Annotated in this window: 21 protein-coding genes and 1 pseudogene; 14 read left to right on the forward strand and 8 right to left on the reverse strand. The window is 69.8% G+C overall.

The genetic code is table 11. From position 1 onward, the window contains the following. On the forward strand, nucleotides 1-579 hold the full coding sequence (locus QMK34_RS16800; protein WP_326414936.1) for a flavin reductase family protein: 579 nt from the start codon (nucleotides 1-3) through the stop codon (nucleotides 577-579). 35 nt (nucleotides 580-614) lie between these two features. After that, the gene (locus QMK34_RS16805) at nucleotides 615-797 is read left to right on the forward strand and encodes a DUF6222 family protein (RefSeq protein ID WP_326414937.1); all 183 of its coding nucleotides are present in this window, start codon (nucleotides 615-617) and stop codon (nucleotides 795-797) included. A gap of 113 nt (nucleotides 798-910) precedes the next feature. On the opposite strand, the gene QMK34_RS16810 is transcribed toward QMK34_RS16805, so the two are convergent. Next, nucleotides 911-1,117, reverse strand: coding sequence for a hypothetical protein (locus tag QMK34_RS16810; protein ID WP_326414938.1), 207 nt, complete (start codon nucleotides 1,115-1,117; stop codon nucleotides 911-913). Next, on the reverse strand, nucleotides 1,114-1,257 hold the full coding sequence (locus QMK34_RS16815) for a hypothetical protein (protein ID WP_326414939.1): 144 nt from the start codon (nucleotides 1,255-1,257) through the stop codon (nucleotides 1,114-1,116). Before QMK34_RS16815 ends, QMK34_RS16810 begins: the two co-directional genes overlap by 4 nt. Nucleotides 1,258-1,516: 259 nt before the next feature. Here QMK34_RS16815 and QMK34_RS16820 point away from each other — a divergent pair, with 259 nt between their 5' ends. From QMK34_RS16820 to QMK34_RS16840, 5 genes are all read left to right on the forward strand, one after another. After that, entirely contained in the window at nucleotides 1,517-1,807 is a 291-nt protein-coding gene (locus QMK34_RS16820; protein WP_326414940.1) for a DUF6235 family protein, read from the forward strand. A 158-nt stretch (nucleotides 1,808-1,965) separates the two neighbouring features. Continuing rightward, nucleotides 1,966-2,451 (forward strand): DUF6423 family protein, encoded by a 486-nt coding sequence (locus QMK34_RS16825; protein WP_326414941.1) that lies wholly within the window; start codon nucleotides 1,966-1,968, stop codon nucleotides 2,449-2,451. Nucleotides 2,452-2,462: 11 nt separating this feature from the next. Continuing rightward, complete coding sequence (locus QMK34_RS16830; RefSeq protein ID WP_326414942.1) at nucleotides 2,463-3,800, forward strand: FAD/NAD(P)-binding protein; 1,338 nt, start codon at nucleotides 2,463-2,465, stop codon at nucleotides 3,798-3,800. Continuing rightward, complete coding sequence (locus QMK34_RS16835) at nucleotides 3,793-4,248, forward strand: DUF6187 family protein (protein WP_326414943.1); 456 nt, start codon at nucleotides 3,793-3,795, stop codon at nucleotides 4,246-4,248. The genes QMK34_RS16830 and QMK34_RS16835 overlap by 8 nt, the downstream gene beginning before the upstream one ends. Then, nucleotides 4,220-4,651 carry a carboxymuconolactone decarboxylase family protein gene (locus tag QMK34_RS16840; RefSeq protein ID WP_326414944.1) on the forward strand — a complete coding sequence of 144 codons (432 nt, stop codon included), beginning with the start codon at nucleotides 4,220-4,222 and terminating at the stop codon, nucleotides 4,649-4,651. Before QMK34_RS16835 ends, QMK34_RS16840 begins: the two co-directional genes overlap by 29 nt. A gap of 550 nt (nucleotides 4,652-5,201) precedes the next feature. Here QMK34_RS16840 and QMK34_RS16845 read toward each other — a convergent pair. Continuing rightward, nucleotides 5,202-5,960: an AraC family transcriptional regulator gene (locus tag QMK34_RS16845; protein WP_326414958.1), complete on the reverse strand. Its 759-nt coding sequence runs from the start codon at nucleotides 5,958-5,960 to the stop codon at nucleotides 5,202-5,204. Between the two features lie 466 nt (nucleotides 5,961-6,426). On the opposite strand from QMK34_RS16845, the gene QMK34_RS16850 reads away from it, so the two are divergent. Then, nucleotides 6,427-6,597 carry a hypothetical protein gene (locus QMK34_RS16850; RefSeq protein WP_326414945.1) on the forward strand — a complete coding sequence of 57 codons (171 nt, stop codon included), beginning with the start codon at nucleotides 6,427-6,429 and terminating at the stop codon, nucleotides 6,595-6,597. A gap of 325 nt (nucleotides 6,598-6,922) precedes the next feature. Further along, a complete protein-coding gene (locus tag QMK34_RS16855) occupies nucleotides 6,923-7,528 on the forward strand; it encodes a response regulator transcription factor (RefSeq protein ID WP_326414946.1) in 606 nt (201 codons plus the stop codon). Nucleotides 7,529-7,537: 9 nt separating this feature from the next. Here QMK34_RS16855 and QMK34_RS16860 read toward each other — a convergent pair whose 3' ends face one another. The 3 genes from QMK34_RS16860 to QMK34_RS16870 all read right to left on the reverse strand — a co-directional run bounded on the left by QMK34_RS16860 (nucleotide 7,538) and on the right by QMK34_RS16870 (nucleotide 12,203). Then, nucleotides 7,538-9,829: a sensor histidine kinase gene (locus tag QMK34_RS16860; protein WP_326414947.1), complete on the reverse strand. Its 2,292-nt coding sequence runs from the start codon at nucleotides 9,827-9,829 to the stop codon at nucleotides 7,538-7,540. A gap of 247 nt (nucleotides 9,830-10,076) precedes the next feature. Then, complete coding sequence (gene hisS, locus QMK34_RS16865) at nucleotides 10,077-11,357, reverse strand: histidine--tRNA ligase (RefSeq protein WP_326414948.1); 1,281 nt, start codon at nucleotides 11,355-11,357, stop codon at nucleotides 10,077-10,079. Nucleotides 11,358-11,483: 126 nt separating this feature from the next. Beyond that, nucleotides 11,484-12,203: a S1 family peptidase gene (locus QMK34_RS16870; RefSeq protein ID WP_326414950.1), complete on the reverse strand. Its 720-nt coding sequence runs from the start codon at nucleotides 12,201-12,203 to the stop codon at nucleotides 11,484-11,486. Nucleotides 12,204-12,546: 343 nt separating this feature from the next. Between QMK34_RS16870 and QMK34_RS16875 the strand changes: the two genes are divergently transcribed. Beyond that, nucleotides 12,547-14,493, forward strand: a complete 1,947-nt coding sequence (locus QMK34_RS16875) for an ArnT family glycosyltransferase (RefSeq protein WP_326414951.1) — start codon at nucleotides 12,547-12,549, stop codon at nucleotides 14,491-14,493. Nucleotides 14,494-14,557: 64 nt separating this feature from the next. Here QMK34_RS16875 and QMK34_RS16880 read toward each other — a convergent pair whose 3' ends face one another. Together QMK34_RS16880 and QMK34_RS16885 are read right to left on the reverse strand one after the other, a co-directional pair. Further along, complete coding sequence (locus QMK34_RS16880; protein WP_326414959.1) at nucleotides 14,558-14,962, reverse strand: hypothetical protein; 405 nt, start codon at nucleotides 14,960-14,962, stop codon at nucleotides 14,558-14,560. 22 nt (nucleotides 14,963-14,984) lie between these two features. After that, nucleotides 14,985-15,350 (reverse strand): hypothetical protein, encoded by a 366-nt coding sequence (locus QMK34_RS16885; protein ID WP_326414952.1) that lies wholly within the window; start codon nucleotides 15,348-15,350, stop codon nucleotides 14,985-14,987. Nucleotides 15,351-15,814: 464 nt separating this feature from the next. On the opposite strand from QMK34_RS16885, the gene lanKC reads away from it, so the two are divergent. The 4 genes and pseudogenes from lanKC to QMK34_RS16905 form a co-directional block, all read left to right on the forward strand. Continuing rightward, nucleotides 15,815-18,376, forward strand: a complete 2,562-nt coding sequence (gene lanKC / locus QMK34_RS16890) for a class III lanthionine synthetase LanKC (RefSeq protein WP_326414953.1) — start codon at nucleotides 15,815-15,817, stop codon at nucleotides 18,374-18,376. Between the two features lie 39 nt (nucleotides 18,377-18,415). Then, nucleotides 18,416-18,556, forward strand: a complete 141-nt coding sequence (locus QMK34_RS16895) for a SapB/AmfS family lanthipeptide (RefSeq protein WP_326414954.1) — start codon at nucleotides 18,416-18,418, stop codon at nucleotides 18,554-18,556. Between the two features lie 107 nt (nucleotides 18,557-18,663). Continuing rightward, entirely contained in the window at nucleotides 18,664-20,403 is a 1,740-nt protein-coding gene (locus tag QMK34_RS16900) for an ABC transporter ATP-binding protein (RefSeq protein WP_326414955.1), read from the forward strand. Further along, nucleotides 20,400-20,857, forward strand: a pseudogene (locus QMK34_RS16905) (ABC transporter ATP-binding protein); the annotation flags it as partial. The gene QMK34_RS16900 and the pseudogene QMK34_RS16905, both read left to right, overlap by 4 nt.

The following is a 20,857-nucleotide window of genomic DNA, read 5'->3' on the forward strand; positions in this document are numbered from 1 at the left end:
GTGACCTTCGGCGGCGAACCCTCCGAACGGCCCGTGGTGACCCGGCTCAACCCGCCGCCGCCCCGGCGGACCCGGCTGTCCGAACAAGCCGGGCTGCGCGAGGTCATGGCGCGGTTCGCGACCGGCATCACGGTGCTCACCGCGGGTGGCGAACACGGGCACGGGATGACTGCCAACGCGTTCAGCTCGGTGTCGCTGGAGCCACCGATGGTGCTCTGCTGCGTGTCCCGCGCGGCCAGGATGCACGCGGCGATCGAGGCGGCGGGTTCGTTCGCGGTCTCGATCCTCGCCACTGACCAGCGCGAGCTGGCGCGGTACTTCGCCGACTGGCGGCGGCCCGCCGGACTCGCGCAGTTCGACCCGGTCGACTGGGAGCCGGGGCCGCGCACCGGCGCGCCGTTGCTGGGCGGGTCGCTGGCGTGGCTCGAGTGCGAGCTGTCCCGGTCGTACGAGGCCGGGGACCACTCGATCTTCCTCGGCGAGGTCGTCAGCTCCAGCTGCGGTGTCGCCCAGGACGCGCTGGTGTTCTACGGCGGCGGTTACTACCACTTCGACAAACAAGCACGGGCGACGGCGTGAGCACCGTCGGCCGTCCCTCTCGGAAAGGTCTGACGATGACCGGCAACGAGCCACTCCCCGCCCCCGTCCGCGTGCTCCGGCCCCCGGCCGCCGAGTCTGACCCGCCGATCGCGACGTTCCCGCGCCTTGGCCACGGCATCCGCTGGAGCGACGTCACCGCCGACATCGAGGCCGACCACCGCGCGCGCCTGGCCCAGAGCGACGACCAGGCGGCGTAAGGAATCCCGCGTACCCGTTGTCCGCACACTCGCAACTCGTCGACACGTTGTGGTCGTTGCGTACGCGGGATACCCGCGTACGCGCAATGCCCGCGCCCGCGAAAGTGGGCCGGTCAGGCCGCGTCGGCGAGTGGCGGCGTCTCCGGGCCCGCGCGGGGCACGAGCCGGCGGACGGGCCGCGGCGGGTAGGTGCTGTGGCCCGGAAGGACGGCCAGGTAGCGGATGGCGTCGTCGATGAACGGCTCGACCTCGGTGCGCTGGCCGTCACGGAAGGGCGTGCCGCAGCAGGCGCAGGTCCGCTGGCGCTTGGCCGCGCTCATCGCGGGCCGCACTCGTCGGCGGGGACGGTCCCGTAGGACTTCCGCAGGGTCATCTCCGTTACCTCCGGCCAGTTCTCGGGGCGCGCGACGTCCCAGTCGTCTTCGGCGAAGAGTTCGTATGGGTCAAGGTGCTCGGTCATCATTGCTCCCGCAGCGTTGCCGCTCAAGGGTTTTCCCCGGCTCCAGCACACCTCGCGGGGCCCGGCCGGGGCAACTCATCCGTTGCGACTCGATGGGCCGTGACCTCCTTCCAGCGCAAGGAAAAGCCCGTCCTTCACCGGCAAAACCCCTTGTCACCAGGGCGAATAGCAAGACCGAAGAAGACTCCGGCCGTGGATCGGGCACATACTGATTGAGCAACATCAGAGTGATTCACGAAGCCTGGGAGGAGGCCGCGGGGTGAGCGACGGCATCCGGCTCGTTTCCGGTCTGCAGGTCCTCGACCACTGGTCGGGTTCCGCCTGCCAAGCCGACAAGAACGTGGTCTACAAAGCGCTCTTCTCGGTGGTCGACGGATCCGTTTTCCTCACTTATGACATTTTGGAAGAAGACGAGCTTCCCCAGCAATTCCTGGTGCTGGTGAAATCTGATCTTGTCACCCAGATAAGCCTGCATCACGCGGATTCGTTCGGCATAGCCTATATCGGGCCGATCGACGGTGCAATGCCTGGTCAGATGCCACTTTCGTAGCCTGGACGGATGCTTGACACCGCCGTGCCCGTGTGAAATTCTCTGGTCGCGAGTAAACTGGGAGGCTTTGCCGGGCAGGTGAGGAGAACACAGTCATGTCATCTCCGGAATTTCCTGGATTGGATGTTTCCAGCCGAGTAAGGGCACGCGACATTCAAATGGCCGGAGTGGCCGATGTTCGACGCAGAGTGCTGATGATCTCCGGCGCCATCGACACCACCGACCACGACGTCTCGGTCTGCGTCAACCTGCCGGAGCCCGGCCGCTGGCAGATCATCAAGTCCGAGACCAACCTGACCGACCAGACCTGGGTCGCGATGCAGGTGGTCACGGACGAGGACTCCACCTTCGTCAACGACGAAGAGACTCTCGTGCTGTCGCGGCAGTTCTCGAAGTCGTTCATGACCCCGGACCAGCGGCGCCTCACGTTCTACGACGGTGAGGTCCGCCCCGGTGAAGCGGTGCTGAAGGTGTACACCCTGGAGACCACCGGCCGCCGCCCGACATACGCCTATTCGCGCTACAGCCCGATCGCGACGGACACGGCCGAGCAGTCCGCGCAGACGCTGGAGCAGCTGATCAGCGACGGGATGCGGCAACGGCCGGTCGTCGAACTGATCGTCCCGGTCACCGTCATCGGCTGACGGCGGCCCCGGTGATCACCTTCGTGCCCGAACCGCACTTGCTGGACTCGCCACGAGGGCGGCACTGGCCGCACCTGCCCGTCCCCGGCGTGGGCACCGCGCCCGTTCCCGCCGCGGTGGACGCCGTGATCGTCGGCGGCGGGCCCGCGGGGCTCGCCGTGGCCTCGGCGCTGTGGCACCACGGCGTCGAGGACGTCCTGGTGCTCGACAGCGCCGATCAGCCGTGTGGCCGGTTCTTCGCCCGGATAGACCTGCTGCGACAACGGATCCTGCGCTCGCCCTACGAACACCACCCCGGTGTCGAGGGGTATCGCGACTGCGAGCTGCTCGATTTCGCCCGCCTGCACTGGTCGTTGCTCACTCCGGTGGAACGCCGTGAGGTCCGGATGGCCCAGGCCGGGCACCGTTCGGTGGTCCCGGTCGACGTGTTCGAGGCCTACTGCCGGCACATCATCGCCGGGCACCACGTCGACGAGCGATACCGGCGCGCGACCGTACGAGAGGTCCGCCCGGCCGCCGACGCTGTCACCGTCCGTACCGACACTTTCGCCGTGGACGCCCGTTTCGTCGTGCTGTGCACCGGCGAAGAGCGCCGCCTCGCGCCGCGCGAGTGGTGGGGAGGCGGCGCACCGCCACCCCGCGTCGGGTACTGGGACGAGCCTGCGGCCGCGGGCGCGGGGCAGCTGGTGGTCGTCGGCGCCGGGCTCACCGCGGCCCATCTGGTGACGAACGCGCTCGCCGAGGGCACGCGGGTGCACTGGGTGGTCCGCGAAGACGTCGAGCGCTACCAATGCGCCGACGTCAATTCCTCTTTCTTCCGGCCAGAGGGCCGGGCCCGGTTCGGCAGGGTGAAATGGGACGACCGGCTCGAGCTGATGAACCGGTTCCGCCGCGCGTCGGTGATGTTCGAATTCCGGCCACGGTTCCAGCAGGCCGAGGCGGCAGGCCGCCTGGTCGTGCACCGCGGCCGCACCGTCGAGCGGGTGCACGACGTCCCGGGTGACAGCGCGGTGGTCCGACTGGGTGACGGCGAACAGGTGATCGGCGACCGGGTCGCGCTGGCCATCGGGACCGCCCCGTCGATCGGCGAAGGACTCCTGCCCGAAGCCGCCGTCGCCGCCCGTGACGGCTGGCCAGACCTCGACGACCGCACCCTGGCCTACCGCCGGGCGCCCCGCGTGTTCGCGGTCGGCGCGGCGGCCGGAATGGCACTGGGCCCGGCGGCCCGCAACATCGACGGCCACCGCGTCGCGACGGCGAGAGTCGCCGCGGCCGTCGCAGCGGGCCTGCGAGACGGCTGCGCCGCCCCGATCCCCGGCCTCCCCGACCAGGTGGCCGCGCATGTCTAGCCCGCACGACACCCGCTTCTCGCTGCCCGCGATCGACGACGACCCGGCCACCGAGCAGGGCGTGATCCTCCTGGGCCAGGACGCCGGGCGACTGCTGGCCGGCCTCGGCCTGGCCTCACTCGCCGACGACCCGGCCCTGGTCACCCTGGCCGTGGACCGCATCCGCCACGGCTCCCTTGACCACCTGAAGCCCCCCGGCCTGGTCGAACTGGGCGTCACCCGATGGCTCTCCGTCCGCGGCTCCCTCCCCGGCCCGGAGGTGGCCGACGGCGGCGCGCTGCGAAAGGTCTGGGAGCGGGCGATGCGCATTGTGAGCCGCTCGGTGGACCACACCGGCCCCGCCTCACTCAGCTACCTGGCGGCCTGCTGGCTCCGCCGCGACGACGTCGACAAGCTCGTCTCCGGAAGGGAACCCCGCGATGTCCTACCTGAAGTCGCTCCCGGCTGAAACCACGCTCCTGCAAGTGTTCCAGGCCTACCCGGACACCGCAGGCCCGCTACTGGACTACCACGAACTGGTGATGCGAGCCCCCTCCCCGTTCACCGCGGGAGAGCGCGAACTGATCGCCGCGTACGTATCCGGCACCAACGCCTGCGACTACTGCCACGGCATCCACACCCACACCGCGGAAGCCTTCGGCGTCCCGGAGGGCCTCCTCACCGAGGCCCTGACCGACCTCGACGCCTCCCCGGTCGACGACCGCCTGAAACCAGTCCTCCGCTACGTGGCCAAACTGACCCGCACCCCAGCCAAAATGACCCAGGCAGACGCCGACGCGGTCTTCGAAGCGGGCTGGGACGAAGCGGCCCTGCACAGCGCGGTCCTGGTCTGCGCCCTGTTCAACTCATGAACCGCATGGTCGAGGGCCTGGGCATCCACTACAACAAGGCCTACGCAGCCGAATCCGGCCGCCGCCTCCACAAAATCGGCTACACCGCCCTATCCGCCCACCTCTAACCCCCCAACCCCCCCAACCCCCCCAACCCCCACAAGCGCCAAGTCCCTGAAGGCCACTTGACGGACTCTAACGCCCTCATGGTGGCCTTCAGGGACAGTCAAACCCCACCCACCTACCCAGCCCGCCCCAACACCAACAACAAAAACCCAGCCCCAGCCGTTCGCCCCAGCCACAGCGTCTCCGCGAGCCCTGCGAGGGGAGACTTCACCGCCGCGCGCCCTCTTTCGCGGCCGCCAGGCCGCCCCAACTCGCGACGGTAGGTCGCCCCCCTTAAAGCAAAACCCGCACTTACGCTGGAAGTTGGGGCGACCTGGCGGCGCGAGTTTGTGAGCGCGCTGGCCAAAAAACACAGGCTTCTAACCGCACCTCAGGACGCAACCACCAACCCGCACCGCCGCCGAGCGCCAGCAACAACCCACACCACAGGACCCAACCACAGCCCTCAACCAGCCAAGAGCCGAGCCGAACCACCCCGCGGGTCCGGAAGCGCCAGCAACACGGGGGGATCAAAAGCCCGCACCGGCCGCAGCCCGATGTCCACCAGCCGCGCCACCACGCTGGGCTGAACCACCAGTGGCCCCTCACAGCCCACATACCGGGGGTGGTCCCACCCGCCCCCGAGCCCGGCGGCGTCAGTGTTCGCGCAGTGCGCGAGCAGATGCCAGCTACCCTCGGGAACATCCGGCAACACATAAGCCCCAGGCGCCTCAAGCACCGTGTACCGCACAGGCCGCCCTTCGGGGATCCGGCTCGGGAAGAGCCCGACGAACACAGGCCCGACATCGCCGTCCGGGGCGTGCACCCGTCCTCGCACCACGGTCGAAAGTGTGCTCCTGGATTGTGGCGAGCTCGTCGAGATCCCGGGCACCAGGCCCCTGAACTGGCGGTAAGCTGTGGGCGAAACGCCGACGCGGCTGCTGAAGCGGGTGCTGAACGTGCCGACGCTGTTGTAGCCGACGCGGTGGCTGATGTCGGCGACGCTGATCTTGGTCGACAGCAGGAGGCGCTTGGCCTCCGCCAGTCGCATCGCGGAAAGGAAGCGTCCTGGTGACACGCCGGTGGCGTGCTGGAAAACCCGGGAGAAATGGAACTTACTGAACATCGCCGAGCGTGCCATGTCGTCGATGGTGAGCTGTTCTCCGAGTTTCTCCGTCATGGTCCAGATGGCCCGCTCGACGGCGCGCCGGACGATCTCATCCATTGTGCCGCCCTTTCGAAGGAGGGATAGGAATTCGGCATCGCCGATGTCGTACACAGTAGTGTCCGGGGTCACTTCTTCTGAAGTGCTTGGTGCACCGGTATCTATGGATATCTGTGCGTCGATTTATGAAAAATTCATGTGCGGAATAGTGATTAATTCCCGTGTCTTTGCGATGGCCTCGCGGTATCGCGCGCACGGGTTCCTTTTTCCCTGTTTCGGCTGGCGTAACCGGTCGTCACCGACGGTGGCTGTCGGTCCGCTGTCGGCCGGTCGCGCCAGGTCAGCGGCCGACGTCGACTAGGGGGATAGGTGACATGCCGTCTCTGTAAAAAGGTGCCCCGATAGGTCCGAAAGGAGTATGCGAAAGCCATATCGGTGAAGTGCGGGGGGCACTGGTGAACGAGGCCCGCCAAGCGGAAAATTGCTTTCGACAGCACGATTTACCGCTACGCTGGGGAGCGTTCACATGACCGTATCTGACAACTCCGCCGCTTTCCTTGCCAAGATCGGCTTTTCCGCCGATCTGCTCGAATCCCGCGTCGACCTGGTGATCGATCGATTCGACCAGGGTGCGTCCGCACAGGCGTACCCGACCGCGACCTTCTGCCGGGTGGCCCCGGTCGCCGAAGCCGCATAGCGAAGCAGGCCCGGCCTGATATCGGCGTTTTTCCGGATGTACTGATTCGGAAGAAACCCCGTCGTCGATTCTCCGGCCGTGCTCCCGCGGTGTGAAGAATACTTTTCCCGCGGCACCGAAGAAACCGGCCGTCCCCGCGCCCCCTCGCGGTGGACGGCCGGTTTCTGTTGTCACTCGATCGGGTATTCCCGAATGGCGTATCCGGGTTCGGCACGAGGTCCGGGCGAGGGCCGGCGGCCACGGTCTGGGACTGACTGCCCTCGCCCCATCCCGGAGTGATAGACATGCCCCGGGGGAGTTGTGGCCAGCGGGAGGGCGTCTCACAATGATCAAGGTCCTGGTGGCCGAGGACATGCACATCGTCCGCGGTGCCCTGGTCGCGCTGCTCCGGCTCGAGGCGGACATCGAGGTGGTCGCGGAGGTCGCCGACGGCGACCAAATCCTCGCCGCCGCGCGGGCGGCCGCACCCGACGTGGCCGTCATCGACGTCGACATGCCCCACAAGGACGGCCTGACCGCCGCCGCCGAACTGCACGAACTGCTCCCCGAGTGCCGCACGCTGATCCTCACCAGCCTGGGCACGCCCGGCACCTTGCGGCGCGCGCTGGCCGCGAAGGTCGGCGGGTTCCTGCTCAAGGACGCCCCGGCAGGCGAGCTGGCCGGGGCGGTGCGCGAGGTCGCGGCCGGCCGCCGCGTGCTCGACGGCAACCTGGCGATGAGCGCGTGGGAGAGCGTCGACTGCCCGCTGACCAAGCACGAGCTCGAGGTCCTGCGGCTGGTCGCCACCGGCGCCGGGCCCGAGGACATCGCCGGGCAGCTGCACCTCTCCGCCGGGACCGTGCGGAACTACCTCACGACGATCGTGTCGAAGTCCAAGGCGCGCAACCGGGTGGACGCCATCAGGATCGCCCGCGAGTCCGGCTGGCTCTGACGCCCGGTGCTACGCCGGGACGACGGCCCGCAGCCGGAAGCGGCCGTCGGCTTCCCGTTCCGCGGTGAGCTCGCCGCCGAGGGTGGCCACCCGGTCGGACAGGTTGCGGATCCCGTTGCCGCCCTCGGCGGAGCGGGGACGCCGTTCGATGTGGTCGTCGCCGACGCCGTCATTGACGATCTCCAGCGACACCCAATCCGCCGTCTGGTGGACCGCGATCTCGCACAGTTCGACCTTGCTGTGCCGCAGCACGTTCGTGACCCCTTCACGCAGGACGACGGCGAGCACCGTGCGCACCTGCGTCGGCAGCTCGCCGTACCGCAGTTCCATCTGCACCTGCACGTCGGCGGCGATGAGCGCGGCCTCCGCGGACTCCGACTCCTTGTCCAGCGAAAGCTCGCGATAGCCGGTGGCGACGGACCGCACGTCGGCGAGCGCGTGCCGGGACAGCACGAGGATCTCCTCGAGCTCCGTGGTCGCGCGGACGGGGTCGGCGAGCAGGATCCGGTCAGCCAGCTCGGTCTTCAGCACGATCGCCGAAAGGCTCAGCCCCAGCAGGTCGTGCAGGTCGCGGGCGAAGCGCAGCCGCTCCTCGGCCACCGCCACCTCGGCCAGCCGCAGCCGGGTCGCGTCGAGCTCGGTGGTCAGCCGGGTCAGCCAGCTGAGGCCGAACACCAGCAGGGTGGTGTTCATCGTGGCCAGCACGTTGAACGGGATGTCGCCGGGCGCCGCGGTGAAGCCGCCGCGGATCCAGACGTTGCTGACGATCGTCGCGACGACCACCGTCCAGCCCAGCGACGGGCGCAGGACGAGCAGCGCGCTGCCCGCCAGCAGGCCGGGCAGGCTCACCCACTGCGCGCCGACCTCGAACAGCGGCAGGTAGATCAGGCACCCCTGGACCACCAGGAGCCCGTAGCTCAGCGGGGAGTTCAGCCGTGCTGTCGGACGGCTGAAGTAGCAGAGCTGCAGCACCAGCGTGGCGGTGAGGGAGCCGACGCTCAGCATCAGGTGCGACGGGGTTTCGGTGAAGTACAGCAGGTGCAGCACGGCGGCCAGGGCAAAACCGCACAGCACCAGGTTGAGCAACGTCTTGGCCATCCGGCCCGACAGGTCGACTGGCGGGTTTTCCGCCTTCGGCGCGTCCTCGGTGTGCGTGTCCTCCGGGACCGGGAGGACGAGGTCGAGACGGAACCGGCCGCCCGGCGCGGGGCCGGCGGTGACCGTGCCGCCCAGCGCGGCGACCTTGGTGGTCAGGCCGCGCAGCCCACCGGCGCTGCCCGGTTCCGGGACGGCGTCACCCGGCCCGGCCCCGTCGTTGACCATCTCCAGCGTGACGGTGTTCCCCGACCGGTGGAGCGAGACCTCGCAGTGTTCGACCGTGCTGTGGCGCAGCATGTTCGACACACCTTCGTGCAGTGCTGTCGCCAGCACGGCCCGGATCTGCACGGGCAGGTCGGTCTGGTCGAGGTCGAACCGGGCCTCGACGTCGGAAGCCGCGAGCACCGACCGCGCGGCCCGCGACTCCTGCTCCAGCGACCGTTTCCGGTAACCGTGGGCGACCGATCGCGCGTTGGCCAGCGCACGCCGGGCGATCTCGGTGATCTCGACCAGCTCCGAGCGCGCCCGGTCGGGGTCTTTACGGACCAGCCGGTGGATCACCTCGCCCTTGAACGTGATCGACGAGAGACTCTGGCCGAGCAGGTCGTGCAGGTCGCGGGCGAACCGCAGCCGCTCTTCGGCCACCGCGCCCCTGGCGAGCTCGGTGCGCGCGCTGTAGAGCTCGGTCACCAGCCGGGCGAGTCTGGTCAGCAGGAACACGGAGAGGCCGGAGAGCGCGGCCGCCACCACGGTGTACCAGCTGTCCAGCGCGCTGGCGGTCACCGCCATCTGCACGGCGCCCATGCTGACGACCACCAGGCCGTAGCCCGTCCAGCTCAGCGGACTGGGCAGCACCAGCAGCATGCTCCCGGCCAGGAACCCTGCCAGCGGGATCCACGCCTGGCCGAACGGCAGCAGTGGCAGGTAGACGAGGCAGGCCTGGATCGCCAGCAGCGCGTAACCGCGCGGGGAGCGCAGCTCGACCGTCGGCCGGGTGAAGTACAGGAGCTGGATCCCGAGCAGGGCGCCCGCGGCCAGCAGGCCGACAATGACCCCCCAGAAGGAGGAACCGGCTGCCGCCACATGCAGCACGCCGATCACGCAGAAGCTGCAGAAGACCAGGGTGACGATCGCTCGCGCCAGGTAGCGCGCTCGCCGGGGCCGCTGGTCCACACCAGCCACGCCGCGTGGTTCGGCCGTCACGAACACCTGACCCTCCTCTGGCTCAAGTCAGTGTTGCCGTGGACGTCACACCCAGTCTCGCCGTGCGGGGAGTCTAGCCAACGCCAGGCAAAAAGCGGGCTTACCTGGCCAGGTTGCGGCAGGGTCCGAGGAGATGGTCGGCAGGGACCGGCGGAATGTTACTGGCCAACTGCCAGTAGTCCCGCTGTCCGGGACGCCGGACGATCTTCGCCGCGTATGTCCCTTGTGGACAGCCGGGTCGGTCCGATCAGGACCGGCGGGCGCCGAGCGGACGTTCCTCCGGCAGCGCCGCCGGGTCCTGGCCGGGCCGCAGTGGGACGAACGAGGTGAAGCCCCAGCCCTCGAGGCGGGTCAGCTGAGCGGGGAGCTTGCCGCTGCGCCGGACCGCCGAGACGACCACACCGCGCTCCCGCAGCCGCCGCGCCGTGGCGAGCGCCTGCGCGACCGGGACGTCGGCCTCGAAGAGCACGGCGACCCGCTCGGGGGCGGGCACCGCGGTGACGAGGTCGACGATGCGCTCGAAACCGATCGAGAAACCGCAGGCCGGGACCTCGGTGCCGAGCGAACGGCCGATCAGCTCGTCGTAGCGGCCACCGCCGGCGATGGACCCGGCGGAGTCCGGGTGGGTGATCTCGAAGATCTGCCCGGTGTAGTAGCCCATCCCGCGTACGAGCGTCGGGTCGAAGGCCCAGTTCACCTCGGCGGGCAGCGCCGAAAGGCAGCCCGCGGTGGTGGCGAGGTCCGCGGCGACCGCCTCGGGCAGGCCGGGGATCACCTCGGCGAGCACCTCGGCCACCTTCGCCGCGGGGACGTCGGTCAGCGCCTCGATCTTGTCCCTGGCCGAGGTGACGACCTCGGCGGGCAGGCCGCGGTCGCCGGTCAGCTCGGCGGTCACCCCGGCCCAGCCGATCTTGTCCAGCTTGTCCACGGTCACGAAGAAGCCGGGCTGCGCTTCCGCGGGCACCCCGGCCTCGGTGGCCAGCGCGGCCAGGAACCGGCGGTCGGACAGGCGGACGGTCGCGCCGGTCAGCCCGACGGCGGCCAGCGCCTCGGTGGTGGCCTCGATCAGCTCGGCCTCGGCGAGCACGCTCGCTTCACCGACCAGGTCGATGTCGCACTGGTAGAACTGCCGGTACCGGCCCTTCTGCGGCCGTTCGGCCCGCCAGACCGGCCCGAACTGGAACGACCGGAACGGCTGCGGCAGCTCGGCGCGGTACTGGCTGTAGAACCGGGTGAGCGGCACGGTCAGGTCGTAGCGCAGGCCCATGTCGACCAGCCCGCCGAGCTCGGTCCCGGCCTCGACCTGCTCGTCGAGGCCGCGGCGGAGGATACGGAAGAGCAGCTTCTCGTTCTCGCCGCCCTGTCCGCCGGTCAGGCGCTCGATGCGTTCGAGCGCGGGGGTTTCGATGCGCTGGTAGCCGAAGCGGCGGTAGACGCCTTCGATGAGGCCGAGCACGTGGTCGCGCGTCGCCACCGTCGCGGGCAGGAGGTCTCGGGTGCCACGGGCGGGGCTGTTGTCGGTCTTCACGGGGAGGTCCTCGAATCGGGGCTGGCGGAATCCGCCCCCGATCCTAGATGCGGCCACCCGTCACTGCCCCTGAAGGCCACCTTCACGGCGTAATACGCTGTGAAGGTGGCCTTCAGGGACCTTCGGTCAGACGCCCGCGACCTGCTTGATCCAGCTGCGGTAGACGGTGATGTTCGTGTACGCGGTGTTGTTCGAGCGGTCGCTCGTCGAGGCGACGCCGACCTGGCGGCCGGAGGCGAACATCGGGCCGCCCGAGTCGCCGCCCGCGGTGATGCCGTCGATGCGGTTGGCACACACCGCGACGCCGCCGGTGTAGTCGCTGCAGTTGACCGAGTTGACCCGCACGTTGGCGTACTTGAGGTACCGCGACTGGCAGTTGATCTCCGAGCCGCACTGGCTCGTCGCGCCCCAGCCGTAGACCTGCGCGGTCTGCCCGACGGCGACGTTGCCGCTGGTGCCGAGCGGTGAGTAGGTGGCGTTGACCGAGCTGGTGAGCCGGACGATCGCCAGGTCGGCGGCGCCGGGGTAGCGGGTGATGGTCGAGCCGGTGGCCGTGGTGCCGCCGCTCGACTGGTCCAGGCTGCCGATCCGGAACGTGTACGTGCCGCTGCCGCTCACGCAGTGCTTCGCGGTGAGGATGTACTGCGGCGCGATGATCGTGGCGGTGCAGTTCTGCTGCCCGTTGACGAACAGCCTGGCCGCCCACGGCCCGCTGGACGCGTTCTGCCCGCCGATGATCGCGGGCTGCGCCTGAGCCGGTTCGGCGGCGAACGCGGCCGGCCCGGTCGTGCCGAGCAGGGCCGTGACGGCCCCGCCGATGAGCAGGGCGAGAGTACGTATACGCATGGGGGTGCACTCATTTCTGCGGCCGGATAAGCCGCGGAGAACGGTGGGGAGGCCCCAATTCTGTGTTCGCGCACCCGGTCGAAGTAACCGACTAAAGTCTTTTTTGTCCGGTCTTCCCCCGTTCAGCGCAAAATACTCAGTCATACCTATTCAATGGCCGCGCCCCCCTGTCTTTGGCGTAAAGCCTTGCGCGGCAACACTTTCTCCGAGCGGATTCAACCCTGGGGTGGAGAGCCGGAAGCGCCGGGTGGAGACCGTTCCAACCGGGGATGGACGCGTTCCGCGCCTGCCCTGGTTAGCGTCGTTTCCCGTCGGGGGACACGGTGAACGGGACGGGAGTGGCATGACGGCGGTAACGACGACGGCGGTGGGGAGCGACCGGAAGGTCGTGCGATGGGAGCCGATCGCGCTCGGGGGCGTCATGCTGCTCTCGGCCCTCTTGTGGGGCTGGGGGCTGGGGGACCGATCGCTGCAGCCGTACTACGCGGCGGCCGTGCATTCGATGTCGCGCGACTGGTCGGTGTTCCTGTTCTCAGGTTACGACCCGGCCGGGGTGGTGGCCGTCGACAAGACGCCGCTGGGGTTCTGGGTCCAGGCCCTCGGGGTGAGGGTCTTCGGGTTCCACCTGTGGGCGATCGAGTTGGTCCAGGTCGCCGAGGGGGTCGCCGCGGTGTTCGTGCTGCACCGGGTGGTGCGGCGCTGGGCCGGTGAGCGCACCGCGTTGCTCGCGGCGCTGCTGTTCGCGCTGACGCCGATCACGGCCGCGATCAACCGGGACAACGTCGCCGACACGCTGCTGGTGCTGCTTCTGCTGCTCGCCGCGTACTTCGTCACCCGGGCGGTGGAGACGGGCGGGGCGAAGTGGCTCGTCTGGGCCGCGGTGTTCGTCGGGCTGGGTTTCCTCGCCAAGATGCTCGCGGCTTGGATCGTGCTGCCGGGCCTCGCCCTCGCGTACTTCGCCGGAGCGCCCGGTGCTCGCGGCAAGAAGCTGCTCCACCTGGTGCTTGCCGGGGTGGTCGCGCTCGCGGTTTCCCTTTCGTGGCCCGCATTGGTGAGTCTGTGGCCCGGCTCGAAACCGTACGTCGGGAGCAGTGCGGACGGTTCGATCTGGCAGCTGATCTTCGGCTACAACGGGGTCTCACGGCTGTTCGGCGGCTCGGACGGCGCGATGGGCACGTTCGGCACCTCGATCGGCACCGGCCTCGGCGGCGCCCCTGGTCCGCTGCGGCTGTTCGACACCGAGATCGGCGGCCAGATCGCCTGGCTGCTCCCACTGGCGCTCGGCGCCTTGGTGGTCGCCGCGTTCCGTGCTCGCGGCGCGGCCGCCCGCACTCGCGCGGGCTGGCTGCTGTGGGGCGGCTGGCTGCTCGCCGGTGCGGCCGTCTTTTCCTTCACCGGCGGCATTTTCCACGCCTACTACACCGCTGAACTCGCTCCGGCGATCGCCGCGCTCGCCGCCGCCGGGCTGCTGACCGGCTGGCGCTGGTACCGCGAAGGCGGCCGGGCCAGGATGGTGCTCCCACTGGCCGTGGCGGGGACGGCGGTGTTCGCGTTCGTGCTACTGGACCGCACTCCGACCTGGCTCCCGTGGTTGCGTTACGGCGTTCTCGGGATCGCGCTCGTCGCGGTCGTCGCCGCGCTGACGAGGTCCGGTGTCGTCCTGGCTGGCGCGGGCCTGCTGGCCGTGATCGCGGGACCGGCGGCGTTCGTGGTCCAGACCGCGGCGGGCCGTCCGACCGTGCTCGACGCCGCCGACCCCACCGCGGGTCCGGCGGGGTCCGGCGCCCTGACCGGGATCCTGGCGGCGTTGCTGCGGTCGGCGTCGGGCGCGGGAGACAGGGAGTCGTCCTATCTGAGGTACAAGATGGCCGCGAACACGCTGACGCCCGGCCAGGCGCAGGTGCTCGCGTACGCCCAGGCGCAGGCCCCGGCCGCGCGGATCGCACTGGCCGTCGAGGGCGGCAGCTTCGGCAGCGACCCGTTCCTGCTCAACACCGACGCCAGGGTCGCGCCGTTCGGTGGCTACCTGGGCTTCGACGCGACGCCGTCGCTCCCGCAGCTGGGCCACTGGACCGCCGACGGCTCGCTGCGGTTCGTGCTGCTGCCGCGGGTGTTCGTCGAGCTCGGCCAGTCCGCCAAACCGCCCGGCGACGGCGCGAGCTCCGAGGGAGCGGCCATCGGCGAGCGCATCGGCTGGGCGGCCAAGCACTGCGTGCCGGTCCCGCCCGCCCGCATCGGCCCCGCGGCGGCGGACGCCGGGGTCCTCTTCGACTGCGCCCCCACCCGCTGACCCCCACCCGTCGAACTGCCCCTGAAGGCCACCATCACGGCGTTAAACGCCGTGATGGTGGCCTTCAGGGGCAATCAGAAGGAGTGGTGGGGGCGTCAGGGTGCGGGGGTGTGGCCGGTGAGGTGCGGCGCAGCCAGTAGAGGCCGACGAGGGGGAGGACCAGGGGGATGAAGAGGTAGCCCTCGCCGTAGACCGACCAGACCGTCGCGTGTGGGAAGGCCGAGCTGTCGATGACGCTCAGGGTGCCGATCGTCAGGACGCCGAGCAGTTCGACGCTGCACGAGACCAGCGCGACGCGCCACCAGCGCAGGCCGCCACGGGCCAGCGCGATCGTGGCCAGCACGTACACGAGCGCCGCGAACGCCGAAAGGGTGTACGCGAGCGGGGCCTCGTGGAACTTGGTGCCGATCTGCACGCCCGCCCTGGACGTGGCCGCGAGCGCGAAGATCGCGTACACCGCCACCAGTATCCGGCCGGGCCCGGTGGCCGTCCTACGCGCTTGCTCCACTCCACACCTCGTTCAGTCGCAGCACCATCACCGGGATGGCCAGGCTGGCGATACCCAGCACGGCCGTGCTGGAGCGGCTCCGTTCGGCCAGCGCCCAGAACGCGCCGACCGGCAGTACCACCAGGCACCCGATCAGGTAGGCCAGGTACGTGGCCATACTGCCCGGCCGCTCGCCGCCGGCCAGCAGCACCACGCCGACCACGAGCTGGGCGACCAGCAGGACCTCGACCGCGGCGAGCGCGATCAGCAGGGGGGCGTCGGGCAGCTTGTTCCGCGCGGACTGCGTGAAGCTCCACAGCGCGACGGCCAGCGCGCACAGCGCGACCGCCAGCGCGAATCCCGAGACCACCGGTTCCCTCCCTTTGCCACTTTCGAGTCAAACGTACTACCAGCCGGGGCGGCCGGATCGCGCCGAGGTGTGCAGCGTGGTCCGGACCACTTTGACAGTCCTTTGTGGACCAGAACGTTCACGCAGGTGCGCGTGCACGTGAAAATAGATCACCAAGTGACTTTAATGGCATTCCGCCAATACTCGGCTCGTTTTCGAATGCACCGGACGGACCAGCGATGATGTAAGGAGCTCGTACCGTTACACCCCGACCGGGTGGTTACCATTTCGTCAGAACTCACGCTGGGTCTCCTTACTTCGCGGTAGGTGACACTTTTGTCTACCCTGATTAGACCAGTTGAACCCCCGGGATGGCGGATTGGCCCAACCCTGTCCGCCGTGCGGGAATATTCCTCGTCCCTGAAGAGTGCGCTCAGGTCAGCGGACCGGGTTCGACAGGAGAATGACCGAGGAGGTTTTGCGCAATGGACGTCCGGTATGAAGCGTTCTGCTTCGCCGATCCGCTGTTCTTCGACGAACAACGGGATGCCGGAGTGTCCGAGGACGATTTCGCCGCCGGCCTGCCGGAACCCGCCTCGGGATGGACCTCCGGGATGCGCGGTGTGTGGCGGATGTTGCGTCCAGTTGCTCGAAACTTGCCTGCACAGGGCTGGAAAATCCATGTTTCCGCAGGTTTGGACAACGCTGAGCGGGTGCTCGGGAAGGTGCACGTGTACTGTGTCGAGCAGCAGGTGGCCTACAAGCACCTGCGGTCGGCCTCCGTGCTCCTGATGCGGAATTCCAAATACGCCCCGCGCGACGGGAGCGGTAAGCTCGTCACTCTTTATCCGCGTGACGACAAGGAGTTCGAGCGGGTTCTCGCGGACCTGTCCGCCGAGCTGGAAGGCGAGCACGGCGCCTATATCCTCAGTGATCTTCGTTATGGTGCGGGACCGCTGTATGTGCGCTACGGCGGATTCGCCGAGCAGTGGGTCGAGTGGGACGGTTCGCGGGTGCTGGCCGTGCGCAAACCGGACGGCACATTGGTCCCCGACAAGCGGGAACCTACGTTCTCCACACCCGATTGGGTGACTATTCCGAACTGCCTGAAGCCGCATCTCGCCGCTCGTAAGAGCGGCAGCTCGGAGGCATTCCCGTATCGCGTGACCAGTTCGTTACATTTCTCCAACGGCGGCGGCGTCTATCTCGCCGAACGCGAATCCGACGGCCGCCAGGTCGTGCTCAAGGAGGCCCGGCCGCACGCCGGGCTCGACATCGACCACGTCGACGCCGTCGAGCGGTTGCGGCGCGAGCACGCGATCCTCGAGCGGCTGGCGGGCATTCCCGGCATCCCCGAGGTGTACGACCGGTTCACCGTCTGGGAGCACCACTTCCTCGCCATGGAGTACCTGCCCGGCGTCTCGCTCGGCTCCTGGCTGGCCCGCAACTACCCGCTGACCCGCCAGAACAGCAACGAAGCCGAGCTCGCCGCGTACACCAAGCGGGCGCTTTCCCTGGTGGATCGCGTCGAGCAGCTGATCAGGGCCGTGCACGAGCGGGGGATCGTGTTCGGCGACCTCCACGGCCAGAACATCCTGGTCGATCTCGACGACGACTCCCTCGCGCTGATCGACTTCGAGCTGGCCGCCGACGTCTCCGAAGGTGTCCGGCCCGCCCTCGGCGCCCCGGGTTTCCGGGCCCCGAAGGACCGGTCCGGCTTCGAGATCGACGAACACGCACTGGCCGCGCTGCGGCTCTGGATCCTCCTCCCGCTCACCACGATGCTGGAGCTCGCTCCGGCGAAGCTGCGCGGTCTGGCCGACTTCGTGCAGCGAAGGTTCGACGTCCCCGAGGGGTACGCCGACTCCATCGTCGCCGGGCTCGCTCCGCGCACCGAGCCGGCGGGCCCGGCGATCACCAGCACCGAGCTCGACGCCGACAAACCCGACTGGGCGCTGGTCCGCAAGCAGATCGCCGAGGCCATCCTCGCCAGCGCGACCCCCGAGCGCACCGACCGGCTGTTCCCCGGCGACATCGACCAGTTCCGCGTCGGCGGGGCGTGCTTCGGCTTCGGCGCCGCCGGCGTGCTGCACGCGCTGGACGTCGCGGGCGCCGGGCGGTTCCCCGAGTACGAAAGCTGGCTGCTGGAGTCCGTCCGCCGCGATCCGCCGGGCCGCCCCGGGTTCTACGACGGCACGCACGGGATCGCGTACGTGCTGGAGAACCTCGGCCACAGCAAGGCCGCGACCCGGCTGCTGTCCTCGTCGGCCGCGCTGGTCGAGCAGACCACCGACCACTCGCTCGAAGCCGGGCTTTCCGGGATCGGGCTGACCCAGCTGCACTTCGCGGTGAGCCGCGGTGACAACGAGTTCGGCAGGCAGGCGCTCGCCACGGCCGTCCGGCTGGCCGAGTCGCTGGAGACAGCGGACCCGCCAGGCAAGTTCGGCCGGGCCGGGCTGCTCAGCGGCTGGTCCGGGCCCGCGCTGCTGTTCATCCGGCTGTTCGAGCGCACCCGCGAGCGCGGCTGGCTGGCCTTCGCCGACCAGGCGTTGCAGCGCGACCTCGAGGAATGCGTGCTCGCCGACGACGCGTCGCTGCAGGTCCGCGACGGTGAGACGCGGACGCTGCCGTACGCGGGACTCGGCAGCGCCGGGATCCTGATGGTCGCCGAACAGCTCGCCCGCCACGCTCCCGAAGCGGAGTCGGTCAAGAGCCTTCCCGGGCTGCGCGAAGCGTGCCGCGGCGAGTTCGTCATCCATCCGGGGCTGCTGTTCGGCCGCGCCGGCCTGCTGACCGCGTTGTCACTGGGCGGCGAACCCGAGCAGTACGTCCGGGACACCATCGACCTGCACCTTTCCCGCCTCGCCTGGCACGCCGTGCCGTACAAGGGCGGGCTCGCGTTCCCCGGCAACCAGCTGCTGCGGTTGTCGATGGACGTCACCACCGGCAGCGCGGGCGTCCTGCTCGCGCTCGCCGCCACCCTGGACGGCCACGAAGTGCTGCCTTTCCTCGGCAGCACGCCGTCCCCCCACACCTCCGGTCGCTGACGGCCGGGCGGAATAAGTTCAAAGAAAGGGAACACCATTATGGAACTCGTACTGGAGCTGCAGTCGCTTGAGGCCCTCGAAGGTAACGGCGGCGGTCACGGCGGCGGTGGCGGCAGCCAGTCCAACCTGAGCCTGCTCGCCGCTTGCTCGAACAGCACGCTCAGCCTCGTGAGCTGCTAGTAGCCAAGTGATGGGGACGCGGGAGCGGCACAGGCCAAGTGCGCCGCTCCCGCGTCCTCATTCTGCGCCCGGCGCCGCCCCGGCGGCACCCCGTTCGAAGGAGTGAGATGGCGGGTCCCGCCGATCGGCTGCTGATCTCGGTGGCCCGCCTCGATCGCGCCCGTCTGCTCGCCATCGTCTTCACCGCCCTCGTCGCGACCGCCGCGGCCCTGCTACTGCCCGGCGCGCTCGCCGCCGCCGTCGACGCCGCGATCGCCGGGCGTCGCAGCTGGCCAGAAGTCCTCTGGCTGCTCGTGCTCGGCACGGCCGAGATCGCCGCCGACATCGCGGGCGGCATCCTCGCGGCCCGCGTGACCAGCCAGGCCACCGCCTGGCTGCGCCGCAAACTCGCCGACCGGCTCTTCGCGCTGGGCACCCGTTCGGAGTTCGCCGATGGCGACTCGATCAGCAGGCTGATCGGCGACTGCGTCCGCGCGGGCGCCATCACCTCGATCGTCGTCCAGTTCGGCGCGGCGCTGCTCATCTCGACCGGCGCCATCGTGGCACTCGCGCTGCTCGACTGGCGGCTCGCGCTGGTCTTCCTCGGCAGCATCCCGTTCGCGCTGCTGCTCGCGCGCACCCACCTCAAGCGAACCGCCGACGACGTCCTGACCTATCAGCGCGTGTCCGGCGAACTCGGCGCCCGCCTGCTCGACGCCGTCGCGGGCCTGCGCACGATCGCCGCCTCGGGCACCGCCGACCGCGAAGCCGAACGCGTGCTCCGGCCGTTGCCGCGACTCAGCCTGGCCGGGCGCGGGATGTGGCGCACGCAGGCCCGCATGGTGTGGCGGGCCGCGCTGCTGCTCCCGGCCGTCGAACTGGCCGTGCTGGCGGCCGCCGGGTTCGGCGTGCTGGCCGGGCGGCTCAGTGTCGGCGACGTGCTCGCCGCGCTCGGTTACGTCGCACTCGGGATGGGCCTGGTCACGCAGATCCCGCTGCTCACGACGCTGGCCAGGGCCCGGTCGTGCGCGGAGCGGCTACTGGAGGTCATCGACCAGCCGGTGCCCGAGCCCGGCAAGCTCGGCCTGCTGCCCGGCAGGGGCACCCTCGAACTCCGCCGTGTCACTCTTGGGAAGGCCACCCTTGGGACAGCCACTCTCGGGAAAGCACTGCGCGACGTGGACCTGACGATCACCGGCGGCACGTTCCTGGCCGTGGTCGGGCGGTCCGGGGCCGGGAAGTCCGCGCTGGCGGGCGTGCTCGGCGGCCTGACCGCCCCGGACCACGGCCAGGTCCTGCTCGACGGCCGTGGGCTGCACAAACTGCGGCCCGAGGAGCTGCGCGCGGTGGTCGGGTACGCCTTCGAGCGGCCCGCGCTGCTGGGCGCCACGGTCGCCGATGCCGTCGGCTACGGCTCCTGGGCGGGCGACACCGCCGTGCGCCGCGCGTGCCAGGCGGCCCAGGTGCACGACGTCGTCGTCCGGCTGCCCGGCGGTTACGCCACCCCGCTGGCCGAGACGCCGTTGTCCGGCGGCGAGGCACAACGGCTGGGGCTCGCGCGGGCCCTCGTGCACAGCCCGCGGGTGCTGATCCTCGACGACGCCACGGCCAGCCTCGACACGGTCACCGAAGCGGCCGTCGAGCGCGCGATCGAGAGCGCGCTGCCGGGCAGGACCCGGATCGTGGTGACCCGACGCACGACCACGGCCGCCCGCGCCGATCTGGTCCTGTGGCTGGAGGAAGGCCAGGTCAGGGCGGTCGCCTCGCATGCCGCGCTGTGGCGCGAGGCCGCCTACCGGGCCGTGTTCACCGACAGCGAGCCCGGCGTGCGAGCGGGTTCCCGAACGGATTCCGGGGACGAACGGTGAGTGTGCGGCAGCTGTACTGGGGGGCGCTCGCGGGGCAGTGGCGGGGCGGTCTCGTCCTGCTCGGCTGTTCCGTGCTCGAAGGCGTCCCGGCGTTCCTGTCCGGGCGGCTGGTGGAGCTCGCGGTGGACGAGGGGTTCGCCGCGAGCCACCCCCAGGCCGGGCTGGGCTGGCTGGGGGTGTTCGGCGTGGTCGCGCTGTTCGGCGCGCTGGGTTCCCGGCTGGTCTGGCACCAGCTGGGCAAGGTCGTCGAGCCGATGCGGGACGCGCTGGTGACGGCCGTGGTCCGCGGGGTCCTGCACGACGGTTCGCCGCCGCGCAACACCCCCGACGCCAGCGGGGTGGCCAGGATCACCCAGCACGTCGAGGTCGTCCGCGACGCCACCGGCGGCCTGCTGGTGCAGGCCAGGGCCATGCTGGTGACGACCATCGCGGCGCTGGCGGGCCTGTTCACCGT

It is taken from the genome of Amycolatopsis sp. H20-H5 (genome assembly GCF_035828755.1).
Classification (GTDB): Bacteria; Actinomycetota; Actinomycetes; order Mycobacteriales; family Pseudonocardiaceae; genus Amycolatopsis.

Excerpts from the sequence above, each read along its gene's own strand:
- QMK34_RS16805 (WP_326414937.1), top strand. The coding sequence starts at position 615 with ATGACCGGCAACGAGCCACTCCCCGCCCCCGTCCGCGTGCTCCGGCCC.
- QMK34_RS16810 (WP_326414938.1), bottom strand. The coding sequence starts at position 1,117 with ATGAGCGCGGCCAAGCGCCAGCGGACCTGCGCCTGCTGCGGCACGCCC.
- QMK34_RS16815 (WP_326414939.1), bottom strand. The coding sequence starts at position 1,257 with ATGACCGAGCACCTTGACCCATACGAACTCTTCGCCGAAGACGACTGG.
- QMK34_RS16825 (WP_326414941.1), top strand. The coding sequence starts at position 1,966 with ATGGCCGGAGTGGCCGATGTTCGACGCAGAGTGCTGATGATCTCCGGC.
- QMK34_RS16835 (WP_326414943.1), top strand. The coding sequence starts at position 3,793 with ATGTCTAGCCCGCACGACACCCGCTTCTCGCTGCCCGCGATCGACGAC.
- QMK34_RS16840 (WP_326414944.1), top strand. The coding sequence starts at position 4,220 with ATGTCCTACCTGAAGTCGCTCCCGGCTGAAACCACGCTCCTGCAAGTG.
- QMK34_RS16845 (WP_326414958.1), bottom strand. The coding sequence starts at position 5,960 with ATGGATGAGATCGTCCGGCGCGCCGTCGAGCGGGCCATCTGGACCATG.
- QMK34_RS16850 (WP_326414945.1), top strand. The coding sequence starts at position 6,427 with ATGACCGTATCTGACAACTCCGCCGCTTTCCTTGCCAAGATCGGCTTT.
- QMK34_RS16855 (WP_326414946.1), top strand. The coding sequence starts at position 6,923 with ATGATCAAGGTCCTGGTGGCCGAGGACATGCACATCGTCCGCGGTGCC.
- QMK34_RS16870 (WP_326414950.1), bottom strand. The coding sequence starts at position 12,203 with ATGCGTATACGTACTCTCGCCCTGCTCATCGGCGGGGCCGTCACGGCC.
- QMK34_RS16875 (WP_326414951.1), top strand. The coding sequence starts at position 12,547 with ATGACGGCGGTAACGACGACGGCGGTGGGGAGCGACCGGAAGGTCGTG.
- lanKC (WP_326414953.1), top strand. The coding sequence starts at position 15,815 with ATGGACGTCCGGTATGAAGCGTTCTGCTTCGCCGATCCGCTGTTCTTC.
- QMK34_RS16895 (WP_326414954.1), top strand. The coding sequence starts at position 18,416 with ATGGAACTCGTACTGGAGCTGCAGTCGCTTGAGGCCCTCGAAGGTAAC.
- QMK34_RS16900 (WP_326414955.1), top strand. The coding sequence starts at position 18,664 with ATGGCGGGTCCCGCCGATCGGCTGCTGATCTCGGTGGCCCGCCTCGAT.